Source organism: Gordonia alkanivorans NBRC 16433 (assembly GCF_000225505.1).
In the GTDB taxonomy this organism is placed as follows: domain Bacteria; phylum Actinomycetota; class Actinomycetes; order Mycobacteriales; family Mycobacteriaceae; genus Gordonia; species Gordonia alkanivorans.
Map to the genome: position 1 here is coordinate 49,569 of NZ_BACI01000060.1, position 17,220 is coordinate 66,788.

Below are 17,220 nucleotides of genomic sequence, written 5' to 3' on the forward strand. Positions count from 1 at the left end.
TCACGGGGGCTTGCCTGTCTCGACCTCCCTAGACTTCCACCGGCGGATACAGACGGTCCATCGTGTACTGGCGGTTTCGACGGGCGGCCCACGACGAGATGGCCAGGCAGCCCAGGGTGATTCCGCTGAGGACACCGATGGCGAGCCACAGTCGGTAGTCGATGCCGCCGACCGTGAGTTGTCGGAGGCCCTCCACCGTGTAGGTCATCGGGTCCACGTAGTGGATGTACTGGAACGGCGTGGCCGTGGTCGGCACGGGATAGATACCACCCGCGGACACCAGCTGGATCATCAGGAACGCCAGTGTCACAACACGTCCGACCGCGACGTCGAAGACCGCGTTGAACATCTGGATCATCGCCATGAAGGTCGCGACCACGAGCAACAGGTACAGGAACGTGGCTATCGGGTACTCGGCACGCAGCCCGACCGCGAAGGTGACCACCGTGTACAGGACGGTCGCCTGGATGAAGCCGATGGCGAAAGCGGGTGCGTACGAGGCCAATACGACGCGCAGCGACGAGAAGCCCTGGACGATCGGGCGGGACTGCAACGGCGTCAACAACATCCAGGTGATGATGCCGCCGACGAACAGTGCCAGGGACATGAAGAACGGTGCGAAGCCGGTACCGAAGGTCGGGGCCTCGTGTGTGTAGTCCTCTTGCAGTGCGACGGGCTGTGCCAACGTCTTGGCGATCTCCGTCTTCTCCTGGTTGGTCCAGGACGGGATGGCCTTGACCCCTTCTTCCAGACCGGACGCCAGTTCGTCGGCACCCGCGCTCAGCTCACCGAGGCCAGAGCTGAGTTCGGCTGAGCCGCTCTTCAGTTCGTTGGCGGCACCGCGTGCGGCGAGGATGTCGTTGCGAAGGCCGCCGTTCTCGACGAGGGTGAGTCCGAGGCGGAGGGGGCTGTTCGGATTGCCGAGCTGCTGCGAGAGCAGGTTGGCGTCGTTGTTCAGCTGGGTGAGCTGGTTGTTCGCGTCCGGTCCGAGTCCGCTGGTGCGCAGGAACTGTTGTGCGGGGGAAAGGGCATTGGCGAGAGATCGCATCGTGGGATCCGGCGACGAACTCAGCTGGGCGATGACCGAGTCGAGGCCCTTGCTGGCCTGCGACTGCTGATTCGCGGCGGTCGTGAGTTCGTTCGACGCCGCTCCGGCATTGCGGGCGAGTCGATCTGCGGCCGCATTCACCTCGGCTGAGGACAGACCGGTCTGGTCGGCGCCGAGTGCGTTGAGCAGGGGATCGGTGGCCTTGATCAGTGCGGAGTCGAGTTGGCCGAGACCGGACGCGAGCTCCTGAGCGCCCGAGTCGGCGGTCTTCAGACCGGCGGCAAGTTCGTTCGCGCCGTCGGCCGCTTCCGTCAGCTTGGGCGTGAGGTCCCCGACCTCGTTGAGGACGATCTCGAACGTCTGCGCGCCGACCTGTGCGCTGACCTTGTTGACGACCTGCTGGGCGGCGTCCTGACCGATGATCGTCGCCAGGTAGTTGTTGGCGTCGTTGTAGGTGAACACCAGCGGCGCCGAACGCGGCTTGTCGCTCGTGGGCGAGGCGATCGCCTTGCTGAAGTCGGCGGGCAGCGTGATCGAGAAGTAGTACTTGCCGTGCGCGACACCGTCGGCGGCCTCGGCGGCGGAGACCTCGTGCAGATCGAGCTGCTTGGACTCGATCAGTCCGGCCGCCACCTGGGAGCCGGCGTCGAGTTTCTGCCCTTCGACGACTGCACCGGTGTCCTCGTTGACGAGTGCGACGGGGATCTTGTCGGCGGCGGCAAACGGATTCCAGAACGCCCACAGGTACATCGCGCCGTAGAGGAGCGGCATGAGCATGATGACCACGAGCGCCAGCCGGGGCATCCGGCCCCGGTAGTAGCGCTTGATGTCGCTGCCCGGCGAGAATGCGGCAAACATGTTCCTACGTCCGATCTTCGTGCTCGAGGCCGATGAACTGGCCATCTGTGAGGTTGTCGACGGGGATGACGTCACGGACGCCGCCGGCCGGGGACACGGCGTTGATGTCGGCGGTGATCACCGTCTGGGTACGGCCCAGGTCGACGAGGCGCTCCATGAGATGGACCTGGTTCTCGCGCCGGGTCAGGTTGTCCACTCCGCCGACGACCAGCAGTGGCGGACGGCGCAGGTTGCCCACGGCGATCCGGAAGAGAGCCGCGGTCAGCTCGGGGAGTTCCTCGACGAACGATTCCATCGCGGGAAGCGGGTAGGGGCCGAAGACGGGCCGGCAGATGCGCTCGAGGTCTTCCTCGCGCGCGGGCGTGACCCACTTGTACCAAGGCGCCGACCACCGGATCTGCTCGGTGATGACGTCGCTGACACGGATGGTCTGTTCGATCCCGTCGACCTCGTCGATCCACGCGACGGCCGCGTTCTCGAACAGGTGGTGGGCGTCGTTCGAGCGGTCGAAGGCGACCAGCTCACCCTTCGTCGGCTTCATGCGACCTGCGAGGGTGAGGAGCAGTGCGGTACGGCCTCGGCCCTCCGGCCCGGCGAGGACCGTGACCCCGCCGGTGCGGACCCGGAGATCGACCGGGCCGTAGATGTGGCCCCACGAAGCATCCACGGAGAGTCCGTGGCCTTCGATCAGGGTCGCGTCAGAGGGGGTGCCGCCAGGCTCCGGGGCATCACGCATCGCTGCCGCCCGATCCGAAGACCACATCGTCCAACTTTCTGTCGTTGTGTCGGCATAACCGACTCGCCTGCCGTACCGCCGGTGAGCAGTACGACAGGCTGGGGGTGAATTCAGAGGTTCTTTAAGATTCGCGCGGCGTCGCCCTCGATGAGTGGGTCTGTGCCCTCGATCAGTCCTTCGGACGTCCCGTCGAATACCCGAGTGTCTCGGATGATTGTGCGACCGTGAACAGTCACTTTGCTGGACATACATTGGAACTTAGCTCAGGCATATCCGGCATTTCAATGCGAACGCGCAGGTCACAGAGGGCGAATCTGGCACGAAATTCGCCCCGGCAACCTGTAACGGCTCCGGGTCCGGTTCGAGGTGCCCGCTGGGTCCGCGAACAGCACGTTTGGGGTGAACGGCTGTAATCCTCATGATGTGTCCTGAATCCCACGGACTGGGTTTCGTGGTCCCATTTCCGGGGGAAAGAAGCGCTGGGCCAGGGCAATCCCCGAAGACGGCACGATATTGCCGTTACCTGCGAGTAACGCCAAAGATCGGGATAACTTCTCGTCGTCGCGACGCCACCGGAGTGCCTCATCAGGTTTGTCGTATGTGAATCGGTGGCACATTTCGGTCACTGGACCCAGTCGTTGTCGGGGGCCACTCGGATCGGCCTGTCAGAATCTTTCGTCATGACCGATCTCACCCACGCCCACGCCGTGTCCCTTTCCACCGTTCCGAACCTCCGGGACCTCGGTGGGTGGACGACCGCCGATGGACGCCGTGTGCGGTCCGGTCTGGTGTTCCGGTCCACCGAGCTCCACCGGTTGGCGGGTGATGACCTCACGAAATTCGACGCGTTGGGGATCACGGCCGTCTACGACCTCCGCACGGTTGCCGAGCGTTCGGCCGCGCCGGACCCGGCCCTGCCCGGTGTCGTGGAGGTTCCCCTCGACGTGCTGGCCGACTCGTCGACCGCGATCCCGGCACGCCTCAACGAGGTGGTCGCCGATCCGGCCGCGGTCGCTGCAGCGAGCGAGGCACTCGGGGGAGGTAAGGCGGCGGAGCTGATGGAGGGCACCTACCGACAGATCCTGAGCCTGCCCAGCGCCCATGCTGCGTACCACCGGCTGTTCACTGCGCTCGCCGAGCCCGCGCAGCCGGGTGCGGCACTCTTCCACTGCACGACCGGCAAGGACCGGACCGGCTGGGCCGCTGCCACCTTCCTCTCTGTGCTCGGTGTCGGACGTGACGAGGTGTTCGAGGACTACCTGCTCACCAACGACGAGCTCATCCCGGCACTGCACCCGGTCTTCGCCGCGTTCCAGGCGGCCGGCGGCGACCCCGAGGTGTTGAAGCCGATCCTCGGCGTCCAGCGGAACTACCTCGAGGGGGCGTTCGAGGAGATGACCGCACAGTTCGGCGACATCGAGGGCTACTTCCGCGACGGACTGGGACTGGATCCCGCTGTGCCGGAAGCGCTCCGGAAGCGTTATCTGGACGAGTGAGCAGACACCGGGCGGCGTCGATCAGATCCGTTTCTCGGCATTGGCCCGGATGACCTCGCGCAGATAGACGGCGAGCCCGGGCGCCTGTTCGTCGTAGTGCGCGGTGAAACGCGGGTCGGCGACGTACATGTCGGCGAGCCCGACGTGCATCTCGTGGGTGCAGTCGTAGAACCGGCTTATCTGTGCGCGGTGCTCCTCGGCGAGGGCATCGGCTTCGGCGGAACCGGGTGTGAGTCCGCGGAGCATCGCGTCGGCGAGGCGCCGTTCGAGGTCATCGGCGTCGGCCTTGATCTGCCGCCAGTCCTCCTTCGAGAACCGGGCGACGCGCTTGCGGCTCTCCTGCCACGCGGCGGTCTCGCCCCACCGTTCCTCGGCCTCCGCCGCGTACTCCTCGCCGCGCCAGTCGTCGCCGAAGATCTCCCGTTGCTCGGCCGCCGACAGCTGGATCCCCTGCTTCTTCGACATCATCATCTCCTCCACCGCTGCGACCATCCGGTGCAAGTGATCGATCCGGTCGGTGAGCAGCTCGTGCTGCGCGCGGAGTTGATGCAGTTCGTCAGCATCGGGATCGTCGAGCAGGGTCGCTATCCGCCCGAGTGAAAAGCCCAGCTCGCGATAGGTGAGGACACGGTAGAGCCGTGCGACGTCGGCGTCGTCGTAGACGCGGTATCCCGCAGGCGTGCGGCGCGACGGCGTCACCAGACCGATCTGGTCGTAGTGGTGCAGTGTGCGGACACTGACTCCGACCATCCCCGCGACGACGCCAACGGTCAGGTCCGACGCAGGAGTGCGGAGCGGGTGGTGCTTCTCTTCACTCACATGAGCAACCTTGGGGTCTGACGTCGCGTGAGGGTCAAGCGAGTTGGGGTCAGGGAGCGAAACCGATGACCGTCGTGTCCTTCTGGCAGGCGGCGAGCACGCCCTGTAGCGCCGACGGCCCACAGGTCCAGCCGCCCACCGACTGCTGCGTGCCGGTGACGATCTTGGGGCCGTACTCGTCGGCGATCGACTTCGCCTGGTCGCAGTCGACGTCGCCGGCGAGGACCAGAACACGCAGCGCGCCGTCGGGGCCGGGGATGCTGCCGCAGGTGGTGCCGGGGCCGCCCTGAGTCGATTCGTCCGCGTCGGCACCAGAGGTGACCGAGTTGGGACGGGCCGACGCGGGCTTGCGACCCGGGACGACGGGTGCGGAGGTCGACGGGGCGTCGGCGGGTTGCTCCGCCGAAGCGACAGCGCCGTTCCCGCCGCTCGCGGAGGTGTCGGTGACATCCTGTTCCGAACCGCACGCGGACAGTGTGAACAGGGCCAACGACAGGCCGAGTGCGGTGGTGGCGACCCTGGCCCCGGAGGCGATGGCGCGGCGCGTTCTGCACGACATGGTCCCCACCGTATCGAATGCCGGAACGCCGGAGCGATAGGTCGTCGAGGGCGCAGACGGGGCCGACGGCGGCGTCGTCGGTTTGGGTGGAGGCCACCGACCTGGGAGGATGCACCGGTGAGCAGTACCGGAACCGAAGTCGCCGACCCCGCCTACACCGTCGGCACCACCCTGCCCGGCACCCGCGGCCGCACCGGGGTGATCAGCACCCCGCACGGCGCGATCCAGACCCCCGCCTTCGTGCCGGTGGGTACCAAGGCGACGGTGAAGACCGTTCTGCCCGAGTCGGTGGCCGAGTTGGGTGCGCAGGCCGTCCTCGCGAACGCGTACCACCTGTACCTGCAGCCGGGCCCCGAGATCATCGATCAGGCCGGCGGGCTCGGTGCCTTCATGAACTGGTCGGGCCCGACCTACACCGACAGCGGCGGATTCCAGGTCATGTCGCTCGGCGCCGGCTTCAAGAAGGTCATCGCGATGGAGGTCAGCCCCGACGACTCGCTCATCGCCGAGGGCAAGGAACGTCTGTCGCGAGTCGACGACGACGGGGTGACCTTCAAGTCGCACCTCGACGGTTCGTCGCATCGCTTCACCCCCGAGGTGTCGATGCAGATTCAGCACCAGCTCGGTGCCGACATCATCTTCGCCTTCGACGAGCTCACCACGTTGATGAACACCCGTGCGTACCAGGAGAATTCGCTGGAGCGTACCCGGCTGTGGGCAATCCGGTGCCTGGCCGAGCACAACAGACTGAGTGTCGAGCGTGCACATCGGCCCCAGCAGGCGTTGTGGGGTGTGATCCAGGGTGCCCAGTACGAGGATCTGCGGCGCAAGGCGTCCCGCGATCTCGTCGCGCTGAGCGAGGCCGATCGCGAGGCCGGCGGCAAGGGCTTCGGCGGTTACGGCATCGGCGGCGCGCTCGAGAAGCACAACCTCGGCACCATCGTCGGCTGGGTCAACGACGAACTGCCCGAGGACGCGCCCAAGCACCTGCTGGGCATCAGCGAACCCGACGACATTTTCACCGCCATCGAGAACGGTGTGGACACCTTCGACTGCGTATCGCCGACGCGCGTCGCCCGCAACGGTGCGATCTACTCGCTCGACGGTCGATACAACATCACGAATGCGAAGTACCGCAACGACTTCCGGCAGCTCGATCCCGAGATCGAGAACTACACCTCGCAGTACAGCCGCGCCTACCTGCATCACCTGTTCAAGGCGAAGGAGGGTCTCGGCCCGACGCTGGCGACCCTGCACAACGTGTCGTTCATCGTCACGCTCGTCGACCGCGCACGACAGGCGATCGAGGACGGCACGTACGTCGAGTACCGGGACGAGTTCCTGCGCCGCTACTACGGTTCGACGCGGGACTGAACGCGTCCCCGACGCCGTGTGGTGGGTCACGTCCCGGAACCGCGCGGAACGGTGATTCGTTGTGACCCCATCGCAACGAGGTTGCGTACACCCCCGAACACTCGGCACCCTGTAGGGGTAATCGAGTACCAGCGAGAGAGACGATGAGACGCGCAAAGCGCCGAAAACGCCGACGACACCCGTCCGCACCCTGCCCCGAACCGGGCCCTGACCCGCGTTCCGGACACGCAGTCCACTGCGAGATCCATCCCGACGTCCCAGGCGTCGACGCTGATCGGATGGCGACATGCTGACCGTTCTCGGAATCTTCCTGGGAATCCTGGTCGTCCTCGCGATCACCGCCGTCACCGGCTACTTCGTGGCCCAGGAATTCGGCTTCATGGCGGTCGACCGCTCCCGCCTGAAGGCCCGCGCCGAATCCGGTGACGCCGCAGCGAAGCGCGCCCTCTCCGTCACCCGGCGAACCTCGTTCATGCTGTCCGGTGCCCAGCTCGGCATCACCGTCACCGGCCTGCTCGTCGGTTACGTCGCCGAACCGCTGATCGGTTCCGGGGTCGGTGACCTGCTGAGCAACGTCGGCATCCCGGTGGGTGTCGGTGTCGCGATCGGCACGGTCATCGCGATCCTGTTCTCCACCGTCGTGCAGATGGTCTTCGGCGAACTCTTCCCCAAGAACCTCGCGATCGCCCGGCCGGAACCGGTCGCGCTCTGGCTCGCCCGGTCGACAGCGATCTACCTCGCCGTGTTCGGCTGGCTGATCGCGTTGTTCGACAAGGCGTCGAACCTGTTGCTGCGCGCACTGCGGATCGAGCCGGTCCACGACGTCGAACACTCCGCGTCGGTCCGCGACCTCGAACACATCGTCGCCGAGTCGCGCGACGCCGGTGAGCTTCCCGAAGACCTGTCCGTGCTGCTCGACCGCGTGCTCGAGTTCCCCACACGCACAGCCGAACACGCGATGATCCCGCGTCCGCACACCGATCAGGTGGACGCGTCGCTGCCCGCCTCCGAGGTACTCGCTCTGATGAGTACCGGGCACACCCGGTACCCGGTCGCCGGTGACGACGAAGTTCTCGGCGTGGTCCATCTCCACGACCTTCTCGAGTGGTCGTACGCGCTGAAAAAACAACCCGCGCAGGCTGTCCCGACGGCCACCGCGGGTGACCTCTGCCGCCGCGCGGTCGTCGTCCCGTCGACCCTGCCGCTGCCGGAGGTGCTGGAGAACCTCTCTGACGCACACGAGGAGATGGCCATCGTCATCGACGAGTACGGCGGCTTCGCCGGCGTCGTGACCGCCGAGGACATCGCCGAGGAACTGGTGGGCGAGATCGACGACGAGCACGACCCGGAGACCTCCGCGGCGATCGAGAAGACCGCCGGCGGCTGGCGTGTCCGCGGTGACGCCCACGTCGACGAGGTGTCCCGTGCGATCGGTTGGGAACTGCCCGAAGGCGACTACGAGACGATCGCCGGACTGGTGATCGCCGAGTTCGTCGGGTTGCCCGAGGTCGGGGAGACCGTCGAGATCACCATCGATCCCGATCCGGCCTCAGTCCTCGACGACGACGAGGCGCCACCCCGTGTGGTGCGCGTCGATGTCCTCGAGGTCGAGAAGCATGTGCCGGCGCTGGTGTCGATGTCACTCGGGACCGAAGTGAGCACCGACGCAGCAGGATCGGACGCCGGACGGGAGGCCGACAATGGATAACCCGTGGGTCATCGGGGTGATCACCGTCTCGCTCATCGCGGCGAGTGCTTTCTTCGTCGCCGTCGAGTTCGCTCTGATCGCGGCCCGACGCCATCGGCTCGAGGACGAGGCCGCAACGAGTAGCAGCGCCCGTGCGGCCCTGCGTAGCGCATCGGAGCTGTCGGTGTTGCTCGCGGGTTCGCAGCTCGGCATCACCGTCTGCACCCTGGCGCTGGGTTCGGTCACGAAACCTGCTGTGCATCACTGGCTCACGCCGCTGTTCGAGACGTGGGGCCTGCCGTACTGGTCCGCCGACATCGTCGGCTTCGTGCTGGCGCTCATCATCGTGACCTTCCTGCACCTGGTGGTCGGCGAGATGGCCCCGAAGTCGTGGGCGATCGCGCACCCGGAGCGGTCGGCGATCGTGCTGGCCCTGCCGATGCGGGCTTTCATGTGGCTCACGCGGCCGATCATCGTGCAGCTCAACCACCTGGCCAACTGGTGTTTGCGGCGCGTGGGCGTCGAACCCGTGGACCAGGTCGCCACCGGCCAGGACAGCGACGCGTTGCGCCACCTCGTCGAGCACTCGGCGACGGTCGGAACACTCGACGAGCGGTATCACGCGCATCTGACCAGCGCGCTCGAACTGGAATCGCTGACGCTCGGCGACGTCGTCACGCCCAGCGACACCCTGGGCGCGGTGCTGCCGACCGCGAGTGCCGACGAGATCCAGACTGCCGGAAGGATTTCGGGACATCTGCGGCTGCTGGTGCGCGACGCTGATCGGGGCCCGGTGCACGGCGTCGTGCACGTGCGCGACAGCCTGCGCGCGGCGCCGGACGCGACAGCCGCCGACCTCATGCGTCCGGTGCTGCGGTTCGAGTCCGGGCAACCGGTCTACGAGGCGCTCGCCGCCATGCGTGAACGCCGGGCCCACCTCGCGCTGGTCACCGACTCCGGTCGGGCCATCGGGTTGATCACTCTCAACGACCTGTTGCAGAGGTTGCTGGCGGCCAACCCTGCTGTGTGAGACACCGCCAACCACTGGTCGACCTCAACCCGACCCGCAGACGTCGATTGACGTCTGCCGGTCGGGTTGAGGTTCGGCAGTCAAATCCTCAAGCTTCGGCAGTCGAGAGCCTCGAAGGCCCGCTGCCGCTCACTTCAACGCGTCTGGGCCCAGCAGCCAGGGTTCGCGGGGGAGGGCATCGGGGTCGAAACGGCTTGCGAGCGTGTGGAGATCGACGGTTTCGCCGGGACCTGCGAGGCCCAGCGAGCGAGCGATGTGCGAGAGGACGGTGCCGGCCGGAACACCGCTTGCTGCGAGGTCGGCGAGGGTCACCGCTCCGTCGCGCTTGGAGAGCCGGACGCCGTCGGTGTTGAGCACCATCGGCACATGGGCGTAGGTCGGCGGGGCCTCGCCGAGCAACGTGGCGAGGTAGGCCTGGCGTGGAGCCGACGACAGCAGGTCGTCGCCGCGCACGACCTGATCGACTCCCTGTGCGGCGTCGTCGACGACGACGGCCAGGTTGTAGGCGGGCGTGCCGTCGTTGCGCTGGATCACGAAGTCGTCGACCATGCCGGTGAAGGTGCCGTGGAGCAGGTCGGTGACGGTGAACTCGGTAGTGTCGGCCAGGATGCGGATCGCGGGTGGCCGTCCCGAGGCGATCTTCTGGGCGCGTTCGGCGTCGGTCAGTGTCCGGCAGGTGCCGGGGTAGGCGCCCTGCGGTGCGTGGGGAGCGGACGGGGCCTCGAGGATCTCGCGTCGCGTGCAGTAGCAGTCGAAGGTGCGGCCGGCCTCGCGGAGCCGGGCGATGATGCCGCGGTAGATGTCACGTCGTTCGGTCTGATGGACGACGGGAGTTTCCCAGTCCATGCCGAGCGCGGCGAGGTCGGCGAGTTGCCGGGCGTCGGCGCCGGTGACCGCGCGGTCGAGATCCTCCATGCGGATCAGGAAACGGCGGTCGGTCGTGCGGGCGAACAACCAGGCCAGCACAGCCGTCCGCAGGTTGCCGACGTGGAGGTCGCCCGACGGGGACGGCGCATACCGGCCCGCTGCGTGCTGTGTCGACATCGCGTCGAGGTTACCGCGTCGCGTCGACGCCCCGCGATGAGAATCGGTCTCGCCGATGGTCTGTCTCTGCGCCAGACCCCACGGTCACCCCGGAGTTCCGGGCGGATCGTTGCCAGCGCCCGGAGAAGTGAGGAACAGTGAAGCCATGGATCTTCCGGTCATGCCGCCCGTAGCCCCGATGCTGGCCAAGGCGGTCACCGCCGTGCCGCAGCAGCCCGACGGTGAGACGGCCTGGTCATACGAACCCAAGTGGGATGGTTTCCGCGCGCTGATCTTCCGCGACGGCGACGAGGTGGCGATCGGCTCCCGGGGTGGGAAAGACCTGGCGAGGTACTTCCCGGAGATCGTGGCCGCGGCGAAGGCCGAGCTGCCGGACAGGGTCGTTCTCGACGGCGAGATCGGGGTACCCGCACTCATCGGCGACACCCACCGGCTCGACTGGGATTCGCTCGCGCAGCGCATCCATCCCGCCGAGTCGAGGGTCAACATGCTCGCCGAGAAGACGCCGGCGATCTTCATCGGTTTCGACGCACTCGCACTGGAATCGACGGCGGTGAACGGACAACCGTTCGAGGTCCGTCGAGAGGCGCTGCTGCGCGCGGTCGGACCCGGCGACCGGGATCGGCGGATGCACGTCAGCCGCGTCACCAGCGACGCGTCGATCGCCGAGGACTGGTTCTCCGCCTTCGAGGGCGCCGGCCTCGACGGCGTCGTCGCCAAGCGTGTCGACGGCGTCTACGTCGAGAACAAGCGCGAGATGCTGAAGGTCAAACACAAGCGGACCGCGGACTGCGTGATCTTCGGTTATCGGATCCACAAGTCGGGCAGGGGGATCGGCTCGATGCTCCTCGGTCTCTACGACGACGACGGCGAGTTGCGCATGGTCGGGGGCGCGGGCGCGTTCTCCGACGCCAAACGCGTTGAGCTGCAGGAGATGTTCGAGCCGATGCGCCTCGACCCGGACAAGCCGTCACCGGGCGAGCCCACCCGATGGCGGTCGGAGAAGTCGGGGGAGTGGATTCCGATCCGCCCCGAACTGGTCGCAGAGTTCGCCTACGACCAGATGGAGAACCAGCGCTTCCGCCACACCGTGAAGTTCCTCCGCTGGCGCCCGGACCGGGATCCCGAGAGTTGTGGCTACGACCAGCTCGAGGTTCCGCTCACCTACGACCTGCACGACGTCCTCGAAGGAGAATGACCATGGCATCACGTTCTCCCGCAGAAGAACTCGACGTCGATGGGGTCGCCGTCCGTCTCAGCAACCCGGACAAGATCTATTTCCCCGAGCTCGGCGAGAACGGCGGCCGCAAGCGGGATCTCGTCGGCTACTACCGGACACTCGCGCTCGGCATCGACGACAGTGGAGACGGGCCGCTCATGCGCGCGACGCGCGACCGGCCGACCTTCCTGCAACGCTTCCCCGACGGCGTGGAGGGGGAGGAGATCTACCAGAAGCACATCGCGAAGAAGCGTCCCGAGCACGTGCAGTCCACGCCGATCATGTTCCCGTCCAAGCGAACCGGGGACGCCATCCGCCCGACGGTGCCGGCCGATCTGGTGTGGGCGGCGAACCTGGGGACCGTCACCTTCCACACCTGGCCGACCCTGCACCCGGACAACGACCATCCCGATCAGCTCCGCATCGACCTCGATCCGCAACCCGGCACGACATTCGACGACGTTCGGAGCGTGGCGATCGACGGGCTGAAGCCCCTGCTCGACGAACTCGGCTTCACGGGCTTCGTGAAGACGTCGGGTGGCCGAGGAATTCACGTGTACGTCCCCATCGAGCCGTTGTGGGACTTCATCGCCACCCGGCGATGTGTCATCGCGATAGCCCGTGAACTGGAGCGCCGGGACCCGGACCGGGTCACCACGTCGTGGTGGAAAGAGGAACGCGGGGAACGGATCTTCATCGACTTCAACCAGAACGCCCGCGACCGCACGATGGCGTCGCCGTACTCCGTACGACGCAGCGCGATCGGTCGGGTGTCGACGCCGGTGACGTGGGGCGAACTGGCCGACGTCGATCCCGACGACTGCACGATGGCAACCGTCCCGAAGCTGCTCGAGCGCCGCGGCGATCCGTGGACCGACATCGCCGATCACCGGCGCGGCATCGAGAAACTGCTGGAGATGGTCCAGCAAGACGATGCGGACGGGTTGGGCGACATGCCCTACCCGCCCAGCTATCCCAAGATGCCGGGCGAACCGCCGCGCGTACAACCCAGCAAGAAGGTCGCCGAACACTGGGACGAGAAGGGCAACCGGATCGAGGACTGACGCCCAGCTCGCAGGAGCGCTACTTCGGTGCGCAAGCGCTAGCTGCAAATGGCGCCTCGCGGCGGAACTGGCGATTTTGGCGGCACCTCAGCGGCGCAGTGCCTCAGCCGCCCACTCCGCGAAGGTCTGCCATCCGACGTCGGGGAACCGGCGGTGCAGTTCGGGGATGTCGACCTCGTAGCCGCGTTCGCCGAGGAAGGTGAACATCGCACTCATGTCGGGCGACGGGATGCGTTCGGGATCATAGGATTCCGCGCTGACCGTCGTTCCGAGTGCGTCGCCGACGATCTCCGCCATCTCCAGGGGCGTCGGCTGGTCGGAGGCGATGTCGATCCGTTCGCCGGTGTACGCACCCGGGTTCCGGAACAGCGTCGCGACAAACCGGCCGAGATCGCGGCGTGAGAGTTGTTGCAGCGGTTGGTCCGCAGGCATCGCGATCGGCATGACGCCGGCGGCGAGCGCGTCGGACCCGGCGAGCAGGTTGTCGTAGAAGTAGGCCGGCCCGACGATCGTGTGCGGGATGTCGGTGGCGGCGAGCATCCGCTCGACCTCGAACTTGGAGTCGAAGTGGGGGACGGCGGTGTCGCGGTCGGCGGAGGCCACCGACGAGAAGACGAGGTAGGGGAGCGCGGCCGCGGTCGCCGACTCGATCAGCGCGGTGCCCTGGGCGACCTCTGCGTCGACGCCGGACTCGAAGGGCGTCGTCAGCGCGAAGGCTCCCGCCGCGCCGGTGAACGCATCGGTGAGTCCTACGCCACTCACGATGTCGCCGACGGCGAGTTCGACACCGCGGTCGGCGAGCGCCGCGGCCTTCGACGACACGGCGTCGCGGACGAGGGCGCGCACCGCGAAACCGGCGTCGAGCAGCGCGTCGAGGACGGCACCGCCCTGTCCGCCGGTCGCCCCGATCACGACGATGGGGGAGGAATCGGACATGCCCCGACCCTAGTGCCGACCGAGCGGCCGGCAAGCGGGTTTGGGTGTGGGAGTCCCCGGCGGCTATCATCTCGACGTTGGAGGATTCGCCTAGTGGCCTATGGCGCTCGCCTGGAACGCGGGTTGGGTTAACAGCCCTCAGGGGTTCGAATCCCCTATCCTCCGCCACCGAAGGTCCGTGGTGCACGACCCGCAAGGGAGCGCACCCCGGACCTTCGTCGTATCCGGGAGACGATCACCCGCCTCGCCTGCACGGACCGAGGCCGTCGCGGGGGTGGTGACCACCCGGTGTCACCCGGCTGTGAACCCTCGCTACACTGGACGACGGATCCCGCGCGGCGTGCATCCTGTGAACTCCCCCAGGGCCGGAAGGCAGCAAGGGTCAACGGGCTCTCTCGGGTGCGCGGGGTCCCCTATATCCCCGATTTCCATTTCCAGGTCTGCGTCGTCGGACACTCGCGCCGGCGTCGAGCGCGAGAGGTCTAACGTTGAATTTCCACTCGATGAGTGTCGACCAACTACGAGACACCCAGGCGGATCTGAAGAAGCGTTACGACGAGCTGGCCGCTCTGGGTCTGAAGCTCGACCTCACCCGCGGCAAGCCCGCTCCCGAACAGCTCGATCTCTCCAACGCGCTGCTGTCGCTCCCCGGCGACGAGTACCGCGACGGCAAAGGCACCGACACCCGCAACTACGGCGGCCTCAACGGCCTGCCCGAGCTGCGCGAGATCTTCGGCGAGCTGCTCGCCGTCGACCCCGCGAACCTGATCGCGTTCGGCAACTCGAGCCTCGAGCTCATGCACGACCTCACCGTCTTCGGCCTGCTGCACGGCACCGCCGACTCCGACGAGCCGTGGGGTCGCCAGACCATCAAGTTCCTGTGCCCGGCCCCCGGATACGACCGTCACTTCGCGATCACCGAGAGCTTCGGCATCGAGATGATCCCGGTGCCGATGCTCCCCGACGGCCCCGACGTGCGGCTCTGCGCCGAGCTCGTCGCCAACGACCCGAGCATCAAGGGTCTGTGGGCGGTGCCCACCTACTCGAACCCGACCGGCGTCACTTTCTCCGAGGAGGTGACCCGCGGTCTGCTCGAGATGCCCGCGGCACCCGACTTCCGCATCTACTGGGACAACGCCTACGCGGTGCACACCCTCGTGGAGGCCCCGCCGACGCCGCTGCGCGTCCTCGAGATGGCCGTCGAAGCCGGTCATCCCAACCGCGTGTACGTCCTCGGCTCGACGTCGAAGATCACCTTCGCCGGCGGCGGGGTGGCGTTCTTCGGGTCGTCGGACGAGAACCTCGCGTGGTTCAGCAAGTACCTCGGCCTCAAGACCATCGGCCCGGACAAGGTCAACCAGCTGCGTCACCTCAAGTTCTTCGGGAACGCCGACGGCGTGCGCGCCCACATGGCCCGCCACCGCGAGATCCTGGCGCCGAAGTTCAAGCTGGTGCTCGACATCCTCGAAGACCGGCTGGTCGAGTCGAAGGTCGCCTCGTGGTCGGAGCCCGAGGGTGGGTACTTCATCAGTCTCGACGTCGTCGACGGCGCCGCCCGACGCACCATCGAACTGGCGAAGGAAGCCGGAATCGCGCTGACCGGCGCAGGTTCCGCGTTCCCGTACAAGACCGATCCGCACGACCGGAACATCCGTCTCGCACCGACCTTCCCGAACACCGACGACCTGCGGGCCGCGATGGACGGGGTCGCGACGTGCGTGCTCCTCGCCTCGGCCGAGACCCTCCTGGCGGAGCGCAGCTGAGCCACTCGTCTCGCCGACACGCCGCTGTCAAACGCCGGATCGGCGTTAGATAGCTCTCATTCGGCGATGAGTAGCCGGTATGTGCCGACTCTTATGCCACTCTTGTAAATCGTGAATCTGCCCAGGCCGGTTCTTCTCGCATCCGGTTTCGCCATCGTGGGGGTCATCGCGCTTGTCCTCCAGGATGTCGTCGTGCCCTGGGGAGCCCAGTTCTGGGGTCTGCTGAACAACCAGATCGACCTGGCCGTCTATCGGCAGGGTGCTCAAGCGGTCACCGAAGGCGCCAGCCTCTACGACGTCAAGATGATCGGCGACCTCGACTACACGTACTCACCGTTCTCGGCGTTGCTCTTCACTCCGCTCGCGTTGATCTCCTTCGACGTGGCGCGATGGTTGTGGACCGCGGGCATCGTGGTCGCCCTCTATCTCGTCGTCATGCTCAGCTTCCGCAGTCTCGGCCGGCCGGTGACGTGGCCGCTGCGGGTCATCGCGATGTCGCTCGTCGCGGTCGCGATGCTGCTCGAGCCCGTCCGCACCACCATCTGGTACGGCCAGATCAACGTCTTCCTGATGCTCCTCATCCTGGCCGACCTGACCCGTCCCGACACCAGCAGGACCAAGGGCGTGGGCGCCGGCATCGCCGCCGGGATCAAGCTCACGCCGCTGATCTTCGCCGGTTACTACGCGGTGCAACGCAACTGGCGCGCGTTCTTCGGTGTCATCGGCGGCTTCGTCATGACCGTCGCGATCGGGTTCATCGTCCTGCCGCGTGACTCCTGGGCCTACTGGACCGGCAAGCTGTTCCAGTCCGAACGTGTCGGTTCGGCGCAACTGCGCGGCAACCAATCGATCCGCGGAATGCTCGCCAACCACCTCGACACCGACCACCCGTCGACACTCCTGTGGGGAGCCCTGGCACTGACCGCGCTCGTCGCCGGATTCGCGGTCGCCACCTATGCCCACCGCAGGGGCCAGGAACTGCTCGCGATCAGCATCGTCGGCATGACCGCATGCGTGGTGTCGCCGATGTCGTGGGGGCACCACTGGGTCTGGTTCGTGCCGATCGTGGTGATCGGGGTCCACCTGGCCCTCGACCTGAGGCGAACCCAGCTCGAGCGGGGCCTGGCGGCGGTGGGTGTTGCGGCGCTCGTGTTGCTCGCGTTCGCGTGGCCGACGCACGTCCCCGCGCTCGTTCCCGATGGCTACTACACCGGGCTCTACGTGAAGACGCGGGTCACATGGCTCAACTGGTTCACCGTCAGCCCCTATCTGTTCGCGTTCGTGGGAATCCTGATCGCGACGGTCGTCGCCCTGCGGGTTTTCGGCTCCCGTTCGACCACCGCGGCCGAGCCGGCTGCGGTCATCGCCCCGGGGGTCGCGGCAGCGGTCATCGCCGACGGCGGACTGGCCGGCGAGCCGGCCGAGGGCGGGAGTCCGCGGGTCGTCGAACCGTCGGCACGAGCCGACGCCGAGCGGGTGAACGTGTCCGACGACATGGCCGATGACCTGGTCGGAACCGCCGGTGAGTCGATGGGTGAAGCACCCGAGACGGGGGCGTCGCCCGCAGTGTGAGGCAGGCGCATCCGA

General features: G+C 67.0%; 14 protein-coding genes, 1 tRNA gene and 1 other RNA gene. 10 read left to right on the forward strand and 6 right to left on the reverse strand.

Annotated features, from left to right (window positions below; all coding sequences use genetic code 11):
• Window positions 1-28 precede the first annotated feature (28 nt).
• Complete coding sequence (locus GOALK_RS11255) at window positions 29-1,906, reverse strand: YhgE/Pip domain-containing protein (RefSeq protein ID WP_006358943.1); 1,878 nt, start codon at window positions 1,904-1,906, stop codon at window positions 29-31.
• 4 nt (window positions 1,907-1,910) lie between these two features.
• On the reverse strand, window positions 1,911-2,642 hold the full coding sequence (locus tag GOALK_RS11260) for an ATP-binding cassette domain-containing protein (RefSeq protein WP_006358944.1): 732 nt from the start codon (window positions 2,640-2,642) through the stop codon (window positions 1,911-1,913).
• A 680-nt stretch (window positions 2,643-3,322) separates the two neighbouring features.
• Between GOALK_RS11260 and GOALK_RS11265 the strand changes: the two genes are divergently transcribed.
• Window positions 3,323-4,138, forward strand: a complete 816-nt coding sequence (locus tag GOALK_RS11265; protein WP_040004157.1) for a tyrosine-protein phosphatase — start codon at window positions 3,323-3,325, stop codon at window positions 4,136-4,138.
• A 21-nt stretch (window positions 4,139-4,159) separates the two neighbouring features.
• Here GOALK_RS11265 and GOALK_RS11270 read toward each other — a convergent pair whose 3' ends face one another.
• Together GOALK_RS11270 and GOALK_RS11275 are read right to left on the reverse strand one after the other, a co-directional pair.
• Window positions 4,160-4,957, reverse strand: a complete 798-nt coding sequence (locus tag GOALK_RS11270; RefSeq protein ID WP_040004148.1) for a MerR family transcriptional regulator — start codon at window positions 4,955-4,957, stop codon at window positions 4,160-4,162.
• Window positions 4,958-5,006: 49 nt separating this feature from the next.
• Window positions 5,007-5,516 carry a hypothetical protein gene (locus GOALK_RS11275; RefSeq protein ID WP_006358947.1) on the reverse strand — a complete coding sequence of 170 codons (510 nt, stop codon included), beginning with the start codon at window positions 5,514-5,516 and terminating at the stop codon, window positions 5,007-5,009.
• Between the two features lie 117 nt (window positions 5,517-5,633).
• On the opposite strand from GOALK_RS11275, the gene tgt reads away from it, so the two are divergent.
• The 3 genes from tgt to GOALK_RS11290 all read left to right on the forward strand — a co-directional run bounded on the left by tgt (window position 5,634) and on the right by GOALK_RS11290 (window position 9,607).
• Window positions 5,634-6,890: a tRNA guanosine(34) transglycosylase Tgt gene (gene tgt / locus GOALK_RS11280; protein WP_006358948.1), complete on the forward strand. Its 1,257-nt coding sequence runs from the start codon at window positions 5,634-5,636 to the stop codon at window positions 6,888-6,890.
• A gap of 286 nt (window positions 6,891-7,176) precedes the next feature.
• Complete coding sequence (locus tag GOALK_RS11285; RefSeq protein ID WP_006358949.1) at window positions 7,177-8,598, forward strand: hemolysin family protein; 1,422 nt, start codon at window positions 7,177-7,179, stop codon at window positions 8,596-8,598.
• A complete protein-coding gene (locus tag GOALK_RS11290; protein ID WP_006358950.1) occupies window positions 8,591-9,607 on the forward strand; it encodes a hemolysin family protein in 1,017 nt (338 codons plus the stop codon). Before GOALK_RS11285 ends, GOALK_RS11290 begins: the two co-directional genes overlap by 8 nt.
• Before the next feature lie 129 nt (window positions 9,608-9,736).
• On the opposite strand, the gene gluQRS is transcribed toward GOALK_RS11290, so the two are convergent.
• Window positions 9,737-10,651: a tRNA glutamyl-Q(34) synthetase GluQRS gene (gluQRS, locus tag GOALK_RS11295; protein ID WP_006358951.1), complete on the reverse strand. Its 915-nt coding sequence runs from the start codon at window positions 10,649-10,651 to the stop codon at window positions 9,737-9,739.
• 145 nt (window positions 10,652-10,796) lie between these two features.
• Here gluQRS and GOALK_RS11300 point away from each other — a divergent pair, with 145 nt between their 5' ends.
• Both GOALK_RS11300 and GOALK_RS11305 read left to right on the forward strand, forming a co-directional pair.
• Entirely contained in the window at window positions 10,797-11,849 is a 1,053-nt protein-coding gene (locus GOALK_RS11300; RefSeq protein WP_006358952.1) for an ATP-dependent DNA ligase, read from the forward strand.
• A gap of 2 nt (window positions 11,850-11,851) precedes the next feature.
• The gene (locus GOALK_RS11305) at window positions 11,852-12,934 is read left to right on the forward strand and encodes a DNA polymerase domain-containing protein (RefSeq protein ID WP_006358953.1); all 1,083 of its coding nucleotides are present in this window, start codon (window positions 11,852-11,854) and stop codon (window positions 12,932-12,934) included.
• Between the two features lie 87 nt (window positions 12,935-13,021).
• Here the strand turns inward: GOALK_RS11305 and GOALK_RS11310 are convergent, their stop codons facing one another.
• Window positions 13,022-13,870 carry an NmrA/HSCARG family protein gene (locus tag GOALK_RS11310; RefSeq protein ID WP_006358954.1) on the reverse strand — a complete coding sequence of 283 codons (849 nt, stop codon included), beginning with the start codon at window positions 13,868-13,870 and terminating at the stop codon, window positions 13,022-13,024.
• 79 nt (window positions 13,871-13,949) lie between these two features.
• On the opposite strand from GOALK_RS11310, the gene GOALK_RS11315 reads away from it, so the two are divergent.
• From GOALK_RS11315 to GOALK_RS11325, 4 genes are all read left to right on the forward strand, one after another.
• Window positions 13,950-14,038, forward strand: a tRNA-Ser gene (locus GOALK_RS11315).
• Between the two features lie 155 nt (window positions 14,039-14,193).
• Window positions 14,194-14,288, forward strand: an RNA gene (ffs, locus tag GOALK_RS23465) — signal recognition particle sRNA small type.
• 70 nt (window positions 14,289-14,358) lie between these two features.
• Window positions 14,359-15,633 carry an aspartate aminotransferase type Ic gene (locus GOALK_RS11320; protein WP_006358955.1) on the forward strand — a complete coding sequence of 425 codons (1,275 nt, stop codon included), beginning with the start codon at window positions 14,359-14,361 and terminating at the stop codon, window positions 15,631-15,633.
• A 111-nt stretch (window positions 15,634-15,744) separates the two neighbouring features.
• Window positions 15,745-17,205, forward strand: a complete 1,461-nt coding sequence (locus tag GOALK_RS11325; RefSeq protein ID WP_035754412.1) for a glycosyltransferase 87 family protein — start codon at window positions 15,745-15,747, stop codon at window positions 17,203-17,205.
• The last annotated feature ends 15 nt before the right edge of the window (window positions 17,206-17,220 follow it).

Coding starts and splice junctions, on each gene's coding strand:
- GOALK_RS11255 (WP_006358943.1), bottom strand. CDS start 1,906: ATGTTTGCCGCATTCTCGCCGGGCAGCGACATCAAGCGCTACTACCGG.
- GOALK_RS11260 (WP_006358944.1), bottom strand. CDS start 2,642: ATGCGTGATGCCCCGGAGCCTGGCGGCACCCCCTCTGACGCGACCCTG.
- GOALK_RS11265 (WP_040004157.1), top strand. CDS start 3,323: ATGACCGATCTCACCCACGCCCACGCCGTGTCCCTTTCCACCGTTCCG.
- GOALK_RS11275 (WP_006358947.1), bottom strand. CDS start 5,516: ATGTCGTGCAGAACGCGCCGCGCCATCGCCTCCGGGGCCAGGGTCGCC.
- GOALK_RS11285 (WP_006358949.1), top strand. CDS start 7,177: ATGCTGACCGTTCTCGGAATCTTCCTGGGAATCCTGGTCGTCCTCGCG.
- GOALK_RS11290 (WP_006358950.1), top strand. CDS start 8,591: ATGGATAACCCGTGGGTCATCGGGGTGATCACCGTCTCGCTCATCGCG.
- gluQRS (WP_006358951.1), bottom strand. CDS start 10,651: ATGTCGACACAGCACGCAGCGGGCCGGTATGCGCCGTCCCCGTCGGGC.
- GOALK_RS11300 (WP_006358952.1), top strand. CDS start 10,797: ATGGATCTTCCGGTCATGCCGCCCGTAGCCCCGATGCTGGCCAAGGCG.
- GOALK_RS11305 (WP_006358953.1), top strand. CDS start 11,852: ATGGCATCACGTTCTCCCGCAGAAGAACTCGACGTCGATGGGGTCGCC.
- GOALK_RS11310 (WP_006358954.1), bottom strand. CDS start 13,870: ATGTCCGATTCCTCCCCCATCGTCGTGATCGGGGCGACCGGCGGACAG.